At 59.1% G+C, this 18,381-nt stretch carries 16 protein-coding genes, 1 tRNA gene and 1 pseudogene; 8 read left to right on the forward strand and 10 right to left on the reverse strand.

Annotated elements, in window-relative coordinates; all coding sequences use genetic code 11:
* The first annotated feature begins 164 nt into the window (after positions 1 to 164).
* The gene (locus ACQY39_RS17930; protein ID WP_428508526.1) at positions 165 to 497 is read left to right on the forward strand and encodes a hypothetical protein; all 333 of its coding nucleotides are present in this window, start codon (positions 165 to 167) and stop codon (positions 495 to 497) included.
* Positions 498 to 1,449: 952 nt separating this feature from the next.
* On the forward strand, positions 1,450 to 1,860 hold the full coding sequence (locus tag ACQY39_RS17935) for an amidase family protein (RefSeq protein WP_428508528.1): 411 nt from the start codon (positions 1,450 to 1,452) through the stop codon (positions 1,858 to 1,860).
* 226 nt (positions 1,861 to 2,086) lie between these two features.
* Here ACQY39_RS17935 and ACQY39_RS17940 read toward each other — a convergent pair whose 3' ends face one another.
* Complete coding sequence (locus tag ACQY39_RS17940; protein WP_428508530.1) at positions 2,087 to 2,644, reverse strand: TetR/AcrR family transcriptional regulator; 558 nt, start codon at positions 2,642 to 2,644, stop codon at positions 2,087 to 2,089.
* A 188-nt stretch (positions 2,645 to 2,832) separates the two neighbouring features.
* Here ACQY39_RS17940 and ACQY39_RS17945 point away from each other — a divergent pair, with 188 nt between their 5' ends.
* Genes ACQY39_RS17945 through ACQY39_RS17960 form a run of 4 tightly spaced genes read left to right on the forward strand, consistent with a single transcriptional unit; the run spans position 2,833 to position 8,094 of the window.
* Entirely contained in the window at positions 2,833 to 4,530 is a 1,698-nt protein-coding gene (locus ACQY39_RS17945) for an MFS transporter (RefSeq protein WP_428508532.1), read from the forward strand.
* Positions 4,527 to 5,642: a dipeptidase gene (locus ACQY39_RS17950; protein WP_428508534.1), complete on the forward strand. Its 1,116-nt coding sequence runs from the start codon at positions 4,527 to 4,529 to the stop codon at positions 5,640 to 5,642. Before ACQY39_RS17945 ends, ACQY39_RS17950 begins: the two co-directional genes overlap by 4 nt.
* Before the next feature lie 14 nt (positions 5,643 to 5,656).
* Positions 5,657 to 7,663, forward strand: a complete 2,007-nt coding sequence (locus tag ACQY39_RS17955) for an amidohydrolase family protein (RefSeq protein WP_428508536.1) — start codon at positions 5,657 to 5,659, stop codon at positions 7,661 to 7,663.
* A 20-nt stretch (positions 7,664 to 7,683) separates the two neighbouring features.
* Positions 7,684 to 8,094 carry a RidA family protein gene (locus tag ACQY39_RS17960; RefSeq protein ID WP_428508538.1) on the forward strand — a complete coding sequence of 137 codons (411 nt, stop codon included), beginning with the start codon at positions 7,684 to 7,686 and terminating at the stop codon, positions 8,092 to 8,094.
* Positions 8,095 to 8,199: 105 nt separating this feature from the next.
* On the opposite strand, the pseudogene ACQY39_RS17965 reads toward ACQY39_RS17960, so the two are convergent.
* The 5 genes and pseudogenes from ACQY39_RS17965 to ACQY39_RS17985 all read right to left on the reverse strand — a co-directional run.
* Positions 8,200 to 8,900: pseudogene (locus ACQY39_RS17965) on the reverse strand (integrase core domain-containing protein); the annotation flags it as partial.
* A 225-nt stretch (positions 8,901 to 9,125) separates the two neighbouring features.
* Entirely contained in the window at positions 9,126 to 9,887 is a 762-nt protein-coding gene (locus ACQY39_RS17970) for an OST-HTH/LOTUS domain-containing protein (RefSeq protein ID WP_428508540.1), read from the reverse strand.
* Between the two features lie 67 nt (positions 9,888 to 9,954).
* Positions 9,955 to 10,236, reverse strand: a complete 282-nt coding sequence (locus tag ACQY39_RS17975; RefSeq protein WP_428508542.1) for a hypothetical protein — start codon at positions 10,234 to 10,236, stop codon at positions 9,955 to 9,957.
* A gap of 881 nt (positions 10,237 to 11,117) precedes the next feature.
* On the reverse strand, positions 11,118 to 12,656 hold the full coding sequence (locus ACQY39_RS17980; RefSeq protein WP_428508544.1) for a nucleoside deaminase: 1,539 nt from the start codon (positions 12,654 to 12,656) through the stop codon (positions 11,118 to 11,120).
* Between the two features lie 224 nt (positions 12,657 to 12,880).
* Positions 12,881 to 13,699, reverse strand: coding sequence for an IS110 family transposase (locus ACQY39_RS17985; RefSeq protein ID WP_428508546.1), 819 nt, complete (start codon positions 13,697 to 13,699; stop codon positions 12,881 to 12,883).
* A 470-nt stretch (positions 13,700 to 14,169) separates the two neighbouring features.
* Here ACQY39_RS17985 and ACQY39_RS17990 point away from each other — a divergent pair, with 470 nt between their 5' ends.
* Entirely contained in the window at positions 14,170 to 14,841 is a 672-nt protein-coding gene (locus ACQY39_RS17990; protein WP_428508548.1) for a hypothetical protein, read from the forward strand.
* A 228-nt stretch (positions 14,842 to 15,069) separates the two neighbouring features.
* Here ACQY39_RS17990 and ACQY39_RS17995 read toward each other — a convergent pair whose 3' ends face one another.
* The gene (locus ACQY39_RS17995) at positions 15,070 to 15,201 is read right to left on the reverse strand and encodes a hypothetical protein (RefSeq protein WP_428508550.1); all 132 of its coding nucleotides are present in this window, start codon (positions 15,199 to 15,201) and stop codon (positions 15,070 to 15,072) included.
* 389 nt (positions 15,202 to 15,590) lie between these two features.
* Between ACQY39_RS17995 and ACQY39_RS18000 the strand changes: the two genes are divergently transcribed.
* Positions 15,591 to 16,331 carry a hypothetical protein gene (locus ACQY39_RS18000; protein WP_428508552.1) on the forward strand — a complete coding sequence of 247 codons (741 nt, stop codon included), beginning with the start codon at positions 15,591 to 15,593 and terminating at the stop codon, positions 16,329 to 16,331.
* A 34-nt stretch (positions 16,332 to 16,365) separates the two neighbouring features.
* Here the strand turns inward: ACQY39_RS18000 and ACQY39_RS18005 are convergent, their stop codons facing one another.
* The 3 genes from ACQY39_RS18005 to ACQY39_RS18015 form a co-directional block, all read right to left on the reverse strand.
* Positions 16,366 to 17,712, reverse strand: a complete 1,347-nt coding sequence (locus ACQY39_RS18005) for a type II toxin-antitoxin system HipA family toxin (protein WP_428508554.1) — start codon at positions 17,710 to 17,712, stop codon at positions 16,366 to 16,368.
* The gene (locus tag ACQY39_RS18010; protein WP_428508556.1) at positions 17,709 to 17,963 is read right to left on the reverse strand and encodes a helix-turn-helix domain-containing protein; all 255 of its coding nucleotides are present in this window, start codon (positions 17,961 to 17,963) and stop codon (positions 17,709 to 17,711) included. Before ACQY39_RS18010 ends, ACQY39_RS18005 begins: the two co-directional genes overlap by 4 nt.
* 294 nt (positions 17,964 to 18,257) lie before the next feature.
* Positions 18,258 to 18,345, reverse strand: a tRNA-Ser gene (locus ACQY39_RS18015).
* Positions 18,346 to 18,381 lie beyond the last annotated feature (36 nt).

Here is an 18,381-nt window from a genome sequence, read left to right on the forward strand (position 1 = left end):
CGCTAGAGCGGCTTGCAGACCCCAATTCACCGATGAGCCAAGAAACTCGCCTTCGCCGACATTCACACGCCCAGAGTAGTGCGGGTGGTTGGGGATATCGGGTTATCGGAAAACCTCGTTAGGCATACTAATTAACTTATTCACCAACTTTGTGAGGTGACAACATGCAAGTTCGAACCAATATCTCGGCTACAGCTATTGCACTGGCGTTCTTATCTCCGACTGCACTTGCACAAGAGTCAGATCTGAAGGCCCTGCCTGCTGGGATCAACGGAAATATTAGCCAGGCGTTACATGGGCAAAAGACAGCCCTCTCTGAGCAGGGTGCAAAGTCGGCCGAACTTAGAGCATTGCTGGCGGTTCAGCGGAGCCTTCTGGCTGAGCAGAGGATCATCCTCGCAGAACAGAAGTCCGTGCTTGCGGAGCAGAAAAAAATTCTCTCCGATCAGCGAAATGAACTCACCAAGTCGCGAGACATGAAGACGGATACGCCGTAGTCGCGCATTTTGTTCGGCCATTACGTTGACCTTGCACGTGGTCGCTCAGGCCTAACTCTTCACTCAACTGGATCCACAACGGCATGCCTCCTACGGGCCTCATTTCATTCTGGCCCTTCTGCATCCTGCCGTCACCGGACGGTTAGCTCTGACGTTAACCCGCAGTTCGAAGGTCTAGGTTCCTCAAGCCTCCACCTCATCCTTCCACATGAATTCCTGCTGCAATCCGTTCTTCAAACTTGGGGTCTTGTCATGCGCACTTCTGGCGGGGCACTGTACGTATGCCCGACCACTCACTGAAACTGAGTTCCGGTGCGGCGGCGCGTCCAGTACTGATTGCTACTTTGTTCTGTATGCAGAGGACTGCAAAGAGGCCGATGTGGTCAATGGCAAGCCCACCTTGGTTTGTACGAAGTCACTTTTGCAGGAATTTACTCTCAAGGTTGGGCAGACCAAAAAGTTCACCAACCTGCCGGCAGGGTATCGACAGTGCACTGCAAAGCCCGGTGAGAAGCCATCATTCCCGGCCTGCATTAAGTAACTGGCGTGAGCCGCCATCATTGTCGCTACATCTGGCGGGCGGTATTCAAGCGGGCAAGCCGGGCGTTCGAGCCGACTCGCTACGGCTGGTCACTCCAGACCCCCATTTCATTCTGGGCCTTCCTTGCCCACCCGCTGCTCGCAGTTCAACCTCAACAATGGCTTCTTTCTGTCAAGAGGCGCCATTGCTAACTTCTGACTATTGATGTGAAGTTCGTCTTGGGCGGCTGCCGAGAACGTGGTGCCGGAGGCTTTCCGCGACCTTGGCGCCCCATCTTTCTACAACGGTTTCTACCGTGATTGGATAAGGCAGAGAGGGCAACCATGAACATCGTTGACCGCCTCAAGCCTTCCTTGGCGAATCGGAATGCCGATGTGTTTTTGTGCCCCGATTTCATGCCTTTCGGCAGCCATGTACCTCCACGGCCAGAAGCGTATCGCCAGCGACTACCTCGCTGCGCTGGATCAGGCCAACCAGCTAAGGCGCCAGATTGGGCCCTTGTTCGAGCGCTATGACATGCTGCTCGCACCCAGCACATCACAGACTGCCAAGGCGCATGCCACCATTGACCCGAACCAAGATTTGGGCGCGAAAGCATTCACGCGCCTGCGATACCACTCCGAGGTGTTCCGGCCCTTCGCCAACACTACCAGACAGCCTGATATCTCGCTGCCGCTATTTCAGGCACGTGACGGCAATTGCATCAGCGTGCACCTGATGGGCCGCTTTGGCGAAGACGCGACTTTGTTGCAAGTGTCAGCAGAGCTGGAGCGAGCCTTGCCTTGGCTGCAGCGCCGTCCGCCCGTGCATCTGAGCATCTGAGCATCTGAGCATCTGAGCATCTGAGCAGCGTGCTATGACACTGCGCGCTCAAGAGCTTGCCGTGCTGACCCAGGACTTGGTGGACTGGTAACAAGCCGCCTTCAGACCAGCCTCATGGTGGTTGCCGCGCGCGGTGAAATCAGCGCGCACAGGGTGCAGCATTTCCAGCGCTTCGTCGGCATGCAACACAGTTGATGAGCGCTAACTTTGAAACTGCCCCGGCCTCTCAGTCCTGCACCCGCAGGGCATGCCAGGCGGCGTCGCCGAATTCAGATTCGAACATCGCAGGCGAGGGCTTGCGATAGCCGCTGAGCCATCCGCGGCAATAGGATTCCGCCGGCCCCAGTACCAGAGCAGGCACGATTTCATCAGGCAGGGTGCGGATCTCGCCTTCGCTCATGGCCTCGCTCAGCCTCGCATCGATCGGACCATAGCGACGTTCCAGGCGCTGCGCCAGCTCCTGGGCACAGGGCCCTTGTGTGATCACATCGCGGGCCATCAGGATGAACCGCGCCAGTTCAGGTTGTGCACAGGTCCAGCGCAGATAGGCGCTAACCAAAGATCGCAACAGGCTGCGCGTCGGTAGTTCGACCGCCAGCCCCTCGGCCATGGCTCTGCTCTGGTCGTCAAAAGCCAGGAAAAACAGCGCTGCCACCACTCCTTCCTTGTTCTTGAAGTGATGGTAAATCGTGCCCACGCTCTGGGCGCTGTCACGCTTGAGGTCTTCAATGCCGGTGGCCTCGATGCCCTTGCTGTTGAAGCTTGCCAGCGCGGCACCCAGCACGGCTCGCTTTGCCAAGCCGCGCGGGCCGGCGTGCAGCTGCTCGATCAAGGCGAGGGCGGGTGCCATTGCCCCTGGGTTTGTACCGGGAAGCATGAATTAGAACAATTTTCTAGAATAAGTTTAGCGAACTTCAATCGAACGCACCCAAAGGTGCTCATCCCTAGTATCTCAAGCCATCAAGGAACAATTTGCGCCTGCCAAATTTCCTACGTAGCCGTGGAGGGCGTCTGTGGACCTTTTTCATTCTTTATGTGGCCGAAGGCATGCCACAGGGCTTCAGCAATCTGGTGCTGGCCACCCAGCTCAAGCGCAGCGGCATGCCGGCCGCAGAGTTGGGCGCCATGCTGGGCCTGGTGATGCTGCCCTGGGCCTTCAAATGGGCTTACGGCCCCTTGATCGACGTGCTGGTATCGCACAGGTTTGGCCCCAAGCGGGGCTGGATTCTGGCCACCCAATCGCTGATGGCGCTAAGCCTCTTGCTGCTGACCCTGGTGTCGCCGGAGCAACAGTTCTGGTTCATCGGCCTGCTGCTTTTGCACAATCTGTTTGCCGCCATGCAAGATGTGGCGGTGGACGGTTTGGCCTGTGTAACGCTCCAAAAGGACGAGCGCGCCCTAGGCAGCGGGATGATGTTTGCCGGCCAGTCCTTTGGGCTGTTGGTGGGTGGTAGCGGGGCCTTGATGTTGAGCGATGCCGTCGGGTTTCAACTGCTGCCGGCCCTGCTTGCCCTGGGCCTGGCACTGATCACTGGTTTGGTGGTGTGGCCCATGCGCGAGGCGCCGCAGATCGGCGGCGCGCTGCGGCCCGTGCTGCACTGGCGCCAGGTGGGGGGCGAGATAAAGCGCTTTTCGAGCCAGGCTTTTGCCGCCTTCATGGGCTCGCGGTGCGCCTTCTACGGGCTGCTCTTCGTGATGCTGCCGATCTCCGCGATGGCGATGCAGCTGTCTTTACAAAGCAATCTGGCGGTGGATTTGGGTCTCAGCAATGCCGAGCTGGGGCAGTTGAGCATGTTCGGCAGCCTGATCACGGCCGCGAGCTGTGTGGCGGGCGGTTGGTTTTCGGACCGCATCGAGCGTCGCTTGGCCGTGTTGGTGGCGGTGCTGTTGCTCAGTCTGCCTGGTCTGTATCTGGCCTGGGCACTACAGCAGTCTGCCTGGTGGCCCGGCCAGGCGGCACCCGCAGACTTGTTGCAGAGCTTCTGGATCGCATGTCTGGCTTACAGCCTGTGCAGTGGCCTCATTTTTGGATCGCGCGCTGCGCTGCTGATGGACCTGACCCGTCCCGCCGTGGCGGCCACCCAGTTCGCCTTTTACATGGCCCTGCTCAACCTCAGCATTGCCTACAGCCACAGCTGGCAGGGTGAGGCGATGACGCAATGGGGCTACGCCACCACTCTCTGGGTGGACGCCTTGTTCGGGCTCAGCAGCCTGCTGCTGTTGCCGCTGCTGCGTGCACGTGCCGATGATCTGGCCGACGCACCCGCCCGGGCTCGCACCCGTGGCTTTGCGGCCATATTGGGCCTGCTCTGCCTGCTCTGGCTGCCCCTGCAAGCGATCGAGCTGGGCGCGGCCGCACGCCCCCTGCTGGGCTTGGCCTACACCCTGGTGTTTGCTGTTGCGGGCCTGTTTCTACTCGGCTGCGCTGGCATGCTCGCCCCCGGCGCGCTGAGGCGCGTGCTGCTGCTCGCGGCACTGGGCTTGCTGCTGATGCTGTTGCGCAAGCATTGGCAGCCGGCGTTGGCCACGCTGTGGCTGCCTGCGGCCACAGGCCTGGCCCTGCTGTTGCCAGCCATTGGCGGGCTGGCTCTGTGGGGCCTTGGCTGGCACGCCGGGCGCCTGCCCATCTTCAATCACTCCGAAACCCTTGCACCGGGCCTCGCCACATGAAACTGCACCACGACAACGCCGCCTGCGCATGGCCCCCCTTCGAGCGCAGCCTCGTGATCAACGCTTTGGGCGTGGTCCACAATCCCAATCGCCCGCCGGCCGCAGCTCGCGATAGCGAGCGCATGGCCTATGGCGACAGCGCCGCCTGGGCCGATGCCAGGGCGATTGCCGACGCGCGAGCCGCCGGCCTGAACGCGGTCAATGTCACCCTCGGCCATGTGGCGGGCAGCGATGAACCTTTCGAGGCCACGGTACGCGACATCGCCGCCTGGGACGCGCACCTTAGGCTTCATGCGCCGGCCCTGCGGAAAGTCTTGGACGGGGCCGATTTGCTCGCTGCCAAGGCCCAGGGCCAGCTTGGCGTGATCTATGGTTTTCAGAACAGCGAGATGCTAGGCAACGATTTGTCGCGGGTACGACTGTTCGCCCAGTTAGGTGTGCGGGTGCTGCAGCTGACCTATAACGGCCGCAACCGGGTGGGCGATGGCGCCACGGTGCCGCAGGACCAGGGGCTGAGCGAGTTTGGCCGTGCCGCCGTCCATGAGCTGCAGGCCCAGGGACTGCTGGTGGACTTGAGCCACAGCAGCACCCAGACATGCCTGGATGCGCTGGCGCAGGCGCAGCAGCCACTGGCCATAACCCACACCGGCTGCCGCGCCCTGATGGATCACCCGCGCAACAAGAGTGATGCCGAACTGCGCCTGCTGGCCGAACGCGGCGGTGTCGTGGGCATCTATGCCATGCCTTATCTGCGCGCCAAGGGCCAGCCCATGGCGGCTGACTTGATCGACCATATAGACCATGCCCTGCACATCTGCGGAGAAGACCATGTAGGCCTGGGCACCGACGGGGGCACCACCTTGCACGATGACCCGGAAGCGCAGCGCCGTGCCCATGCCGCCGATGTGGCAATGCGACGCCAGCTGGGCATTGCGGCGCCGGGTGAGAGCGCCGATGTGGTGCTGGGCCTGCCCGATCTGGAGGGGCCGCAGCAATATCGCCAGCTCGCCGTGCTGCTGGCCGCACGCGGCTATGGCGATGCGCGCATTGCCAAGATTTTGGGGGGCAATTTCCAGCGTTTGATGAGCCAGGCCTGGGCCTGCGCGGCTTGACAAGGAGACGATTGATGAAGGACACAACGTGGCGCGCTCTGGCGCTGGGGCCCTTGATGACGATGGCGCTGCTGGGTTCGGCGCTGGCCAGCACCGTCCAACGCGAGGACCCTGTACAGATCCTCGATGTGGTGGCGGGCAAGCAAACGGCGCAGACCGAGGCCCGGGCCGGGCAAACCGAGTTGCGTGTGGACTACCACTACAGCGACCGGGGCCGTGGTCCCAAGCTCAGCGTGCGCTGGTCCCTGGATGCCCAAGGCCTGCCGCTGCACTACAGCGGCGAAGGACGCAACGAAAGCGGAGGCGAAGTGGCGGAGCGCTTCGACTTAAGTGAAGGCCGGGCGCAGTGGCAAAACGGCAAGGAAAAAGTGCAACAGGCACTGAATTCGGCGGCCTTTTACTGGCCGGCCTCGGACGTCCCCGAGGCCCTGCCGGTGCTGGCACGAGCCCTGCTGAAGGCCAAGGGGCAGCGTTTACGCCTGCTGCCCGAGGGCGAGGCCTGGATCAGTAGCAGCGCGGTGCATGAGCTCAGCGATGCGCAGGGGCGGCGCCAGCGACTGGTGCTGTACCAGATTGCCGGTCTGAACTTCATGCCTCAAGCGCTCTGGCTGGACGAGCAGGGACAGACGGTGGCGGTGCTGTCGGGCTGGGTGAATGTGGTGACAGCGAACCATGCTAGCCGCCAAGTCGAGTTGCAGCGTCTGCAGGATGAGGCGGTACAGGGCTGGCATGCCGAGTTGGCGAAGCGCCTCACCCACACGCCGCGCGGAGGAGCCCTGCTGCTGCGCGGCGCGCGTCTGTTCGACCCGGCGACCGGTCAGGTGCGTCCTGGCATGAGTGTGCTTGTGCGCGGCGAGCGCATCGTGGCCGTGAAACCCGACGCGGATCTTCCGGCACCGCCGGAAGCCGAACTGCTGGACACTGCCGGGCGCTTCCTAATGCCCGGCCTGTGGGATGTGCACAAGCACTACGACGAGATCGACGGGGTGCTGGACCTAGCCGCCGGCATCACCAGCGCGCGCGATATGGCCAACCGCAATGAGCTGATGCTGGAGCGCGTGAAGCGCTTTGCGAGTGGCGCGGAGCTGGGGCCGCGTGTGCATCTGGCCGGCATCATGGAAGGTGTGGGCGAACGCGCGGGCCCGACCCCCATCCGCGTCGACACGGTGGAAAAAGCGCATGCGGCGGTCGATTGGTACGGCCGCCACGGCTACCGCATGGTCAAGGTGTACTCGCTGGTGGGGCCCGAACTGGCCGCGCCCATCGCCGAGCGCGCCGCCGCCTGGGGCATGAAGATGATAGGTCACGGCCCCCATTTGGACCTGCCGCGCGCCTTTGTGGAGGCAGGTGCCAGTGAGGTGTCGCACCTCAACATCCTAGCCATGGAGCTGATGCCCAGGGATGCCTCGCCCTTGGCGCGTTTCAGCCCCAAGGGCGCTGTGCTGCGCCGCCATGTGAGCGAGAACAGCACCGAGCTGAAGGCCCTGACGACCTGGTTGCGCGCCCATGACACCGTGCTGGACCCCACGCTCGCGGTGATCCAGAGCACCTCCAACGATAACAAGGCCACTGGCCCGCGTGCCCTGTTGCCCGTGCTGGCTCGCCTGCCTCTGCAGGTGCGCCGGTCGGCGCTGGCGCATTTGGCGGATGCCTCGCGCGACCCCGATTTCGATGGCTTTCTGATGCTGCTCAAGGCACTGCATGAGCAAGGAGTGCCGATGATGCCAGGCTCCGATGGCATGGCCGGCTTCACCCTTCAACATGAGTTGGAACTCTGGGTGCAAGCCGGAATCCCCGCCACCGAGGTGTTGCGCAGTGCGACCCTGCTGCCGGCACGCGTGATGGGCGTGGACAGGGATCAAGGGCGCATCCTGCCGGGGCTATTGGCTGATATGGTGCTGGTGGACGGCGATCCCTTGCAACAAATTAGCGATGTGCGCCGTGTCTGGCGCACCATCAAAGGCGGACGGGTGTTTGACGCTCAGGCGCTGGAAACTGCCCTTGGCATGGCGGCGCGCTGACTTCCCAAGGAGACTTTCTCATGACCCCAAGCAGCCCTGTGCAGCGATTCAATTCCGGCCTGGTGGTACCCGCGCAAGCGCCTTTTCCAGAAGGGGCGCGTGTAGGTGATCTGCTCTTTTTGTCGGGCCAGTTGGGCAATGTGCCAGGGCGCATGGAACTGGTGCCGGGCGGCCTGGCGGCCGAAACGCGCCAGACCCTGCAGAACATCCGCACCGTCCTGCAGGGCCAGGGCCTGGACCTGCACCATCTGCTGCGTTGTACGGTGATGTTGGCCGATATGCAGGACTGGCCGGAATTCAACCTGATCTACCGGGAATTCTTCGGAGCGCATCCGCTGCCCGCGCGCAGCGCCTTCGGCTGCCTTGGACTAGCCTTGGGGGCGCGCGTTGAGATCGAGTGTGTGGCGGCTGCTGGACTTGTGCCAGGCTGAACACTTGGGCGTTTTTGGCGTTTGGGAGACACCGGCCATCTGAGCGTTTGCGACGCACGCCGATCCACGCGGCCCAACCCATCGGTTTTCAAATGCGTCCCAACTGCGCAATAGGTTGTTCCCGCCAAGTCGAGAGGCTGGAGGCTTAAAGCCCTGGGCCGAATAGGGCCGACGGGCGTTGTAGTCGTTGAGGAAGTTGGGCAGCCCGACTCGCTCAGCGCTGCTGTCATCGCTGCGAACGTGGGCCATTCGCGCAGACAAGTCTGAATGAAGCGTTCCGCCTTGCCGTTGGTCTGTGGTCGATACGGCTGCAGATAGATGTGCTTGATGCCCAGCCCGTCACAGGACTTGTTGAACAGCCAGGAGCGATAGACCGAGCCGCGGTCGGTCAACAGCCTCTCGATCTTGACGCCCAGCGCGGCGTAGTGCGCCACCGCGGCCTTGAGGAACTCCACTGCGGAGTCCTTGCGCTCGTTGACAAGCAACTGCACGAAGCCCGTTCTTGAATGATCGTCGATGGTGACGTGAGCAATCTCCCAGCCCGCTCCAACCACGGAGTCGCGCGGATTCCCTGTGACTCGATGACCTGGCTTGACGATGCGCCCGAGCTTCTTGGTGTCCATGTGCAGCATCTCGCCGGGCCGTTCGCGCTCGTAGCGCAAGACCTCGGCCCTTGGCTCAAGCGCCTTCAAGCTCGAAAGGCCCAGCGTACGCAGTGCGCGGCTGATGGTGGCCACACTGCGCCCGACAACGCAGACGATTCGCAGCATCGGCATGCGCTGCCGGCGCAGGCCTTCAATGCGTTCGAGCGCGGGGGCACCCGCTGAGATGTTCAGCAAATCCGTTGCACTGACAGGCTAAATCCGCCGCTGAAACCGGTCCGCCGCTGCAACGCTCGCGGCATAGCGGTTCGAGCGACTACTGCTGAACGGCCCGACTTGCTAATGTCGACGTTGAACAACAGCCGTCATATGTGAAGCGTCATCACAAATTGATCGCAAGCTGGATTGCCGCGTCAAGAGCCCCCGAATTCACATCCCGGACCGCACGCGAAACCAGGCCACCTTACGACCATCGTCGCTCCCCCGGTACTCCAAGTCGAACATTCGAGATTCCGAAAGCACCTGCGGCCAGGTCCGACAGCCGTACTTGGCGGGAGTCTGCTCGGCGTGGTCAGCCTCTATCCAAGCCTGGGCCCGTTCCAGCCTCGCCCAGCCATCCTCAGAAAGCTCCGTGGCAGCCTGCCTTAGCACCGAGACGATGCCGGAGAAAGGCCAACTGAAGCTTCCGTCTGGCGCGATGCCGTTGACCACCATGTCATGGAAGGCTTCAGTTGCTGCGAAGGCCGCCATCATTGCGCGCGCCTTCTCCATACCCTGAGCCCAGGCGAGCAACTCGCAGTGGTGGAGTTCAATACGCTCGTAGCAGTGTTCGAGGTGCTCCAGGGCGGCAGTGCAACCCGCGTCGCTGCAAAGGTCGAATTTCTGAATGAAATGGTGCACCAGCTGGTTTCGCATGACCACCAATTCCTCGATAGCTGCACGCGTTTTGGCCAGCCGTTGAGGCTCCATCGTGATGCAATGACTCACCGCCAGGGCGGTATGGTCGGTGGGCACTTCGCCTACTGGTAGCAGTTCGCGCTCATAGCCGTCAGGGACGACATAAGTCTCGAACAAAGACTTGACCAACGTGCCAAGGGTTTTGTCAGCAAACTTCTCGACGCGGGTGGCAAGCTGCCTCTCAAGGGTCCGCGCAGGGCCCGCCAACTCGTGGTGGGCCAGCAGGGCCTTCATCAAGTGCTCGTACTGTTGCAGGCGTAGCATGCATCGACCCAAGAGGCGCTGGACCTCTATTTGCGGTTCAGTACGTCGGATCATATTGGGTCACGAAAAAAACTGTATCTAAGGCCTTATGCAGACCGCCGGAGCGCCTCGGCGCATGCGCAAGGTTAGCCTTGGCAAAGCTGGTTTCTTTGAGAAACAGACAAGCCTGGGCCGGCATCGTGCAACTCACACGGCTTGGTGAAGTATCCACGGCCTGGAACACCGGGCAATCACCTAAGACTGCTCCGACCAAAGCTGCCGCATTCGTACCGTGGGAGCGCTCAATTGTGAACATCGCCGGGGCGATGCCGACAAGCATCGATGGTGATCCACTCGCGACGACTTGTTGAAGCGCCGCATGCGACGCTTTTGCTGACGAACGAGACCGGCACCTCTGATGACACTAACTCGCGCCAGGTTCGGCGCCCGGCTCCGCGCAGATCATAGAAAAAAGTCACCGCCAGCAAATATTGACGTTGGACTGAGGCCAAAAACGTCCAGCGAAGCACCCCAACAGCCAACCGCCGGTTTACCCATTGAGCGCAATCGCTGCGGGAAAAGAAAAACGGGCTAGCTGATTTCGCTGCTAACCCGTTGATTTACTTAAATAAAATGGCCGGAACGGTGGGATTCGAACTCACGATCCCTTGCACCCCATTTTCGTCAACATAGTTGCGAACTGACCGGTCAGAGTCGATTAACTTTTAAACCCAATGAAGAACACCCGAATTTCTAGATTTGCAAAACTATGGCCTTTCTGGATTCAAGTCTGAGCACGCTTCCATAGAATGTTGAAACCATCACGTCCTCACTAGAAAACAATTTAGCCCTCTCGCGAATAAAACTCTCTTGCTCTTTGGCTCGCAACAAGCACAGAAGATACATTTGTCCTGCAGGCGTTGCGGACTCCATGTGCTTCAAAAGGTCGCCTGCCGGTACTGTCGTCGAGAGCCTTCGAGCGGCTAGTTCAGCCGGAGCATAGTTAGGGGGAGCCCCAACGATACCCCAGCTATATCGCTCGGCCGATCTGACCACCTCTATGTCAGTTGCAGCGGCAGCCTGTGTAGAAACACCGACCAAGGCGGTCATCCAACAACCGAAAAGAAAGGCAACTACTCTTCTCACAGTGCCTCAATTTCTATCTGCATTGTCGTTTTTGGGAAGATCGCGGTCGTTAAACCAGGCTGCCTTCAGCAACTGTCACGGAGCGGGGCAGCGATCCAACATTGCGTCCCCGAAAGTCTCTGCCTTTACGGAACCAAGGAAGTCGCGCGCACGATCAAGGATCTTGCCATTCTCCGGGAACATCACGGCGTAGTTCAGCAAGGCCGAACGAGCCGACTCAAAAATCCCTTTAGCTTCGTCAGTCAAGAGATAGTTAGTCAAACTGCCCTTTCCTGCCGATCTGTACTTGTCGTACCCAACCTCAATTGATTGCTTTTGAATTAGTGCGGCCGTAGTGTCTTGCGAGTAGACACGCGGGTAGCTGATGCTCTTCAGCGCCTCCCGTACTCCACCATAGCTGGGGTCCTTCTGGACATAGATGACGCGTGACACCTCTGCCATGGTCATCATGCCGGAGCACATCGCGCACGGCTCAAGGGTTGTATACACCGTGAGGTCCTCGGCCGTCTTTTTGACCCCTTTGCAATTGAGATAGTTCTGCACGAGCCTGACTTCGCCATGTTGCGTTGTGTTATCCAGAGCACGAATTGAGTTCCTGGCGTAATAGACAGGCCGATGGTCGGGCGTGACCAAGACGCTACCAATGTTGTGTCCTCGACCATTCGTACTGGACTGCCAGTCCTGAAGTACGACGGCCATCGAAAGCAATCCGAAAATCTCGTCACGCTCAACCGCTGCGCCAGCATTCGGATGCACCGGTTTTGAATCAGCTGGAACAAGTGCACAGGCTGGGCTTCTCAGGTCTATAACCTTGTTTTTTCCGTCATTGGTTGGCTTCCAATCAGGCTTTCCTTGGACAGTAGGAAGAAACGCATTGAAGTACGGAACCATCTGTCGAGTGATGGGAACAAAAAGAGCACCGCCACCTTTGTAGGTTTCGCTCGACTTCAGCTTTAGCGCATCAGGCCCACCCTGGCTGATAACGCGCGAGATCGTGCCCCAGTTATGGACTAGCCCCCAATAGTCCATGAACTTCACTGAATCGCCCGATGCCACCGCGCATGTCAGGTCATCCAACACGTAGTCAAACCGCGTTGCTTCCGCAAGTTGCATGGCGAATAGCCGCACCGCGTTATGAATCGCGATCTGCCGAGTCGGATCGTTTGTTTCGAGGTCGGACTGACTGCTTATCCCAGACAGCGCCCGCAGTGCGTTGATGGTCTCGGATCGGCCAATGAACAGCGGCGATCCACCTTTGTAATCAACATAGTTGTACTTGCCAGGCACACACCGCTTCGCGGCCGGATCCTCCACACATAGAGGGAGTTCATTCACGTCCTTCAAGTACACCGTGTTGGGTTGAATCTTGAAGATTGCACTCAAAGACTGCTCGCCGCTTTGCGGATCGCAGACGTACTGAATCTGAAGTCCATAGCGATCAGAATCGGCACCCTGCGCGACTCTGGGTCGCATCTCCTTGCGGACGAATTCAGGGAGCTTTTCGTACGGATATGAATCCGGATCACCAACGACCCGAAACACCAGCTCACACGCCTGCACGTTCACGCAAGCAAGGAGTACGAAAACCGATATCAAAGCACTCTTCAGACGCATGGCGCCCCTCCAAGATAACGATTCGCTCGCGCGCACAAGCCGAACTTTTGCCTGACTCGGCCAAAACACAAACTGCTCGAGCTTTTAAGAGAGTCATCTAACATCAAAAATCGCCATGCTGACTACTAGGGATTTCCTAACCACCACCTCACCCGCAGAGCAATTTAACAAGGACAGCTGCTCGACATCCCAATTGAAGGCGGCTTTCTCGGCTTGACTGAATGTCAGCCGTCATTGGCGAACAACGCCCTAGCACTTGGCTTTGAAGGGCCGCCTCTCGAGATGTTTTGGTAGGCATGCTTGTTCCAGGTCAGCCGAATCAGGGGTATCGCGGCGATCAACTGCACGCCCCGCATCGCCTGCAGGGCTTGCACGATAAGCATCAAACCCCAATCAGGCAGGGCATCTCGCAAGGCCTGCTCCAACCGGGCAATGCGAGCACCGGCCTCAGTGATCGAATGCAGGTATTCCTGGAAGGCGATCTGCTGGGCCGCATATGCCTGCTTGACCTTGGTAAGCCAGCGCAGGTGAGCGGCAGTCCACGAGGTCTTGCCGGTGTACGGAATGCCATTGCGCAGCAGCAAGGCCAACATGCGGCGGCGGCCGGTGCGCTGCTCGCGCACGGCGTCCTCCCGGACGCGCATCAAGTCGCGCACAGTCTCATCCACGCCGCCTGGCACTCGCACGACCGAAAGGCCACCCGAGCGGGCCAGCCTGGCCAGCAGCATCGCGTCGCGGCGGTCGGTCTTGATGCGGTCGCCACTGGGCCGCGCAATCGAGGACGGGGCGACCACCTCACAGTGCAAGCCCTGGGCTGTGAGGTGGCGCCAGATGACAAAGCCGCAAGGGCCGGCCTCGTAGACGATGTACAGACGCTGGCCACGGCTGACGAGTTTGCGCAGCGCCTTGTCCAGCGCGGCCAGGTCGCCGCAAATGCTGCCAATGTGGTGGATCTCGCCGTCGGGTGGGGCATCCGCCACGGCGATGACGACACTGTCCTTTTGGACGTCAAATCCGACGAACAAGGTGCTAGATTTGCTCATGGCCCGACTCCTCACTAACTCGCAACGCCCCTGCATCCCGTCCGCCGGGTTCATTGGTGCAGCCGTACAGGCCTTGTGCCTGAAACCTACCGCAGAGCAAGAGTCGGGCCACCCTAGTTCGCGAAGCCATCTTCTCTAGCAGGTACGCGCACACTGTAATTTTCAAACCACAAAGGAGAGCATTCATGGCACTTAAACCAGGACCAAAGCCGATAGCGAAATCAACAGGGAAGCCGGATCAGCGTCGCCGTGACAACAAAAACACACCGGGGAATACACCGTCCCTAAAGCCTAGCAAATCCAGCAAACCAAAGAATTAGTGCCCGGGGGTTCGTTAATTTCCCTTAATAACCCGGCAGTTGAGCGACCCTGCGCGAAATGCTGCGCAGGTTGCTCACTTCTACGTTAGGCCGCACGTCACGAACGACTCATTAATTGGCTGCAACACCAAGAAAGAGCCCCATAGTTATATGAACTGGACACCTAAAACCACCAACCTTGCAGTAATTGAGGCGCTGTCTAACTACCGTGACTTTGTAATGCGTATTGCAACTCTTTACGCAGGGACTAGACTGATCGAGTCAATCGATCTATCCGAGCTTGGTGGCGCAACAAAAATAGCGATATCCAACGATTTCCCAGAAGGAATGACAACCATCAGAACGGTTGATCAATTATCCCAGTCCATCAAAGATGGAGAATATGGCCAACTTGCATTAGGGCTTGGCGTAATCCAACTATGCACCGCGTTTGAAATATTCTTTGACGCTATCGCACTTGTATACGGAATAAGCGTCTCACCATCAGATTCATTTGACGCCACACATCATTCAGCCGGAGGAACGGTCAAACTAGGAAACAAGGCGCTGATGCAGATCAGGAAGCTTCATACGAACCTAGCAATTAGTACGCCGCTAGATACCGATGAAGTGTTAATTAAGCTTGCATCGATCATTGAGGCACGAAATTGCTTCACCCATGCAGGTGGCGTCGTGACGACTCAGAAAGCCAAAGATAGACTTTGGGCCTATCGCATCGCTAGTACGGTCGGGATGCCTTTGACTCTCAAGGACAACCACCTAGATGATTTCTTGCATTACATGGCAATCAACATAATGAGTTTCGTCAACAAGGCTCCCTGAGGCGCTGACGCACACGCTAGTAGCGGGACAAGTGCGCTGCGGATTGACGCACCAAGTCCAACATCAAAGATATAGGCAGTGGGCAGCTGCCAAATTGCAGCTCAGCTCGAACGTTTACACGCCACGATCTCTATGGCCAACGAACATTGTGCGATCTGCCAATGCAAGCTGCACCGCAGTGCCGGCACCTACGCGCGCCATAACGCTCAGGGCAGGAGCCACGCTACTTCACATCATTTTGTCGCTGAACGTTTCTTCGGCCGCTCCTCCAATCGCAAGGGAACAACGACCGACGGCATCTTTGCCGAGTACCCATGGAAAGTCGAAGGTAAAGCGGCTGTCTTCTGCTACGAGTGCCATGAAGAACTTCTGCACAATCCTGTGCTGCTACCCACGGACATAGAAGCATTCGCGCGGCTAGTTCGGGCGCGCGGCTTGACAGAGGATGCGAAGTCAGAAGATAGATCTCCGCTAGCTGAAAGAGTCAAGCTACTGCATGAGGTTATCGAGGCTGGGTTAGCTAGCCTATTGGCGAAAGGCGGTGACGCCTACCCTTTCTAGAGGGACTACCCCTTTCAAATAGCAGTTGATTGATGACTTTGAGAGCCACCAATCTTGGCACATTGACGCCGTTTCCCCAAAGGTGGGAAGCCCCATCGTATTCGCACGAGCCGACTCTCATCGGCTAGCCGCTGCTCGCGGCTCAGCTTCAACGTCTGGCCTCTCTAAAACCTATCTGCATTGCCGGTATGTACAAGCACAACAACTCCGCCTCCCGCATTCACGCACTACTGACCAAGGCGATGAGCCAACCCGACAAGGCGCTCTACCAAGTGCTTGCGGACGTATTTGACGTGCACGGAGCCGACGATGCCGCGACAGGCCAGCTAGTTCTACCGCGCTTGAATTGGTTTTACGTTGAACTTGACCTCTTGGAGGCGCAAGTTCGATCGACTCAGATCAGCACCCACCTCTACAACGGCGCATTTACGAGGGTGCGAATGGTGATTTCCCCGATCTATCTTTCGGCCGGATGGCAAGGCATGCGAGGGAACCTGACGCCAGACGTGCTGCTGGCTCTTGCCTTCTTGAGCGAGCTGCTTCCGGACGAGGAGGCAGCCATTCCCCCCGGTGAATTGGAGGAAATTGCGGCTGAGGTGGAAGCCCTGACCAAACTGGTGAGAGACGCAGTTATTCCCGAAGCTCTCCGACACTTGATCGAACACCAACTCCTCCTGATTCGGCTGGCACTCGATCAGTATCCGATCCATGGCGCGAAGGCCTTCCGAGAGGCTGGGCGCACAGCGCTGGGCGAGATCATTGAAACGAGGGAAACCAGTGGTGTGCCAGTCAAAGACTCCGAGGAGCTGTCGCGCCTTGGCAAGCTGTGGAAACGTGTAAATTCGTCCACCGATGTGGCGCTTAAGATGGAGAAGGTTGGGCAGCTTGGCTATCGAGCCTGGGAGGCACTAAACGCATGGCTGCAATAGCTATCGGAGTTCACATGCAACCTGAGTTTGTAGGTCAATGCCTCCCCAGCAATGGAGATCGGCCAATTTTGGTGACGTCCACCTTTTGCTTTGGCGGCGGCGAAAACCCATCGAACGCATCGCCCGGACTCCAATCTCCCACCGCATAGACCCGCTGATTACGCAGGCCCTGCACCCCTTCAGCCCAAGCCATCAACATGCGCTTGCCGACATCACTGAAGCCCGCATGCTGCACCATGGCTTCGCGGACTTGCCTGCCGACATCAGCGACGGCGTCACTGATTGCCGCCACCATCTGCGCCTGCTCTTTGGGCTGAATCCCAAAGTTGGCTGCAATGAACTTCTGCAAGTTCTTGCCTGGCGTCCAAGTCTTCTTTCCCATGAACTCAATGCCAGGCGGGTTGCGCTGGAACCCCGCATACACATTCGTGGTCAGCATGTCGTAGGCCGGCGAGAGATGTACGTCGGCCCGGCAGGTGTAAAGCAAGGCCAGGTTTTTGGCGTGGCAATCGGAATTGCGCAGCGCATAGGTCAACAGCAAGGTATTGGCCAGTTGCCGGAAGGTCTCCAGCCGGCGCTCTCCAGGGACGTGGTCACGCACCGCTTTGGCGATGCGCTCCCATGTGGTGTCGTACTTGGCCGCAGGCCTCAGGCCCAGCAAGGAGCAAAAATCCTCCATGCCCCAGTGCGGTTGGCCTTGCGCATCCACATCAAAGCGATGAACCACCAAAGCCTGGCCGTCGTCTGACACTTCCGTTTTGGCCGTGGGCATAACCCGCGAAGCCACCTGCATGCACAAGTGCTCGTTCAAGGCCACAAAGGGCAGCTGCTTGCTGGAACCTTTGATGATGTGCCGACGCGTGATCAAGCTGGCCTTCTTGTGCTCAGCCAGGGCCGAGGCAGCGCCTCGCAGCTGCAGCTCTTCAGCCTCATCGAGGAACTTGGGAACCACCCCCGAAACCCCGCTGGTGGCGTGTTGGCGCACCAGCTCAGCGAAAGCCTCTTCCGAGTTGTCGCCCTTCAGCAGCGCAACCACCTCAATGGGCTTGGCAGGCTGATTCAGCTCCGCACCTGTTGCGGCCACCTGGAGCCGACCGACCATATTGCGACCGATGACCGACAGCAAGGCAATCGGGCTGGCACCAATGTGCGGCCCAAACTGCTCCTGCAGCACCTGCAGCAAGTAGCCCTCGGGAAGGTTCATCTGCAGCACGGGAGGCAGCTGGTCGTCCCACACATAGGACTCGGTGCGGACCGGCATCGTGAGGGAGACGAAATCATCCGTCGCTGTATTGGCGCGGTAAGTCAGCACGCTCTTGAAGTCACCCGCTTGCTCCAGCACCGCGACGTCTCGACCTCTGACATAGACCGAGAGCTTCATGACTGATTCCGCTCACGACGCAGCTCGTCGAGCGTGCCGGCCTGGCCTGTGGGGATGATGCTGAGCTCCATGCCCAGCACAGACAGCACCGCCAACAGCTTGCGAGCACCGAACTCGGCACCACGCCCCCGCTCAAAGCGGGACAGCGATTCCGGAGTGATACCAGCTTGCTCAGCGACCACCTGCTGACGCAGGTTCAGTGCTTTGCGCCGCTCAGCGACAGCTTCACCAAGCTCTTGTAGGGTTTGCATTTGATATTTATATCAAGAAACCCCACAAGCCGGGAGTAACTTGACGTAAATATCAAAAATTAGCCGCTGCGAGTACTGCGACAGGAACGAGATCCGTCCCCTGCCCCGCGTCAGCTCTGGGGCCAACAATCAGCACGACTCGGTGACGTTTGTCCGACTCAATCGAAAGCCCAACACGCGGATCGATCACCAATCTTTGGGATTCGAACGCGTCCCAATGGGTGGGCGGATTGGTGGAAAGGATGGTGGAAAAAAATAAAAACGGGCCGCAAGGGCCCGTGTTTACTCACTTCTTGGAGGAGAGGGGGGGATTCGAACCCCCGAGACGTTACCGTCCGCCTGATTTCGAGTCAGGTACATTCAACCACTCTGCCACCTCTCCGGTATTCTGGTGCTCGCGTTGGTTGCTGCGAGTAAG

Source organism: Roseateles sp., from assembly GCF_965262435.1.
Classification (GTDB): Bacteria; Pseudomonadota; Gammaproteobacteria; order Burkholderiales; family Burkholderiaceae_C; genus Paucibacter_A.

Coding starts and splice junctions, on each gene's coding strand:
- ACQY39_RS17995 (WP_428508550.1), bottom strand. CDS start 15,201: ATGGCACTCGTAGCAGAAGACAGCCGCTTTACCTTCGACTTTCCATGG.
- ACQY39_RS17960 (WP_428508538.1), top strand. CDS start 7,684: ATGACCCCAAGCAGCCCTGTGCAGCGATTCAATTCCGGCCTGGTGGTA.
- ACQY39_RS18000 (WP_428508552.1), top strand. CDS start 15,591: ATGTACAAGCACAACAACTCCGCCTCCCGCATTCACGCACTACTGACC.
- ACQY39_RS17970 (WP_428508540.1), bottom strand. CDS start 9,887: ATGAAGGCCCTGCTGGCCCACCACGAGTTGGCGGGCCCTGCGCGGACC.
- ACQY39_RS18010 (WP_428508556.1), bottom strand. CDS start 17,963: ATGCAAACCCTACAAGAGCTTGGTGAAGCTGTCGCTGAGCGGCGCAAA.
- ACQY39_RS17930 (WP_428508526.1), top strand. CDS start 165: ATGCAAGTTCGAACCAATATCTCGGCTACAGCTATTGCACTGGCGTTC.
- ACQY39_RS17950 (WP_428508534.1), top strand. CDS start 4,527: ATGAAACTGCACCACGACAACGCCGCCTGCGCATGGCCCCCCTTCGAG.
- ACQY39_RS18005 (WP_428508554.1), bottom strand. CDS start 17,712: ATGAAGCTCTCGGTCTATGTCAGAGGTCGAGACGTCGCGGTGCTGGAG.
- ACQY39_RS17955 (WP_428508536.1), top strand. CDS start 5,657: ATGAAGGACACAACGTGGCGCGCTCTGGCGCTGGGGCCCTTGATGACG.
- ACQY39_RS17975 (WP_428508542.1), bottom strand. CDS start 10,236: ATGCTTGTCGGCATCGCCCCGGCGATGTTCACAATTGAGCGCTCCCAC.
- ACQY39_RS17935 (WP_428508528.1), top strand. CDS start 1,450: ATGTACCTCCACGGCCAGAAGCGTATCGCCAGCGACTACCTCGCTGCG.
- ACQY39_RS17985 (WP_428508546.1), bottom strand. CDS start 13,699: ATGAGCAAATCTAGCACCTTGTTCGTCGGATTTGACGTCCAAAAGGAC.
- ACQY39_RS17990 (WP_428508548.1), top strand. CDS start 14,170: ATGAACTGGACACCTAAAACCACCAACCTTGCAGTAATTGAGGCGCTG.
- ACQY39_RS17980 (WP_428508544.1), bottom strand. CDS start 12,656: ATGCGTCTGAAGAGTGCTTTGATATCGGTTTTCGTACTCCTTGCTTGC.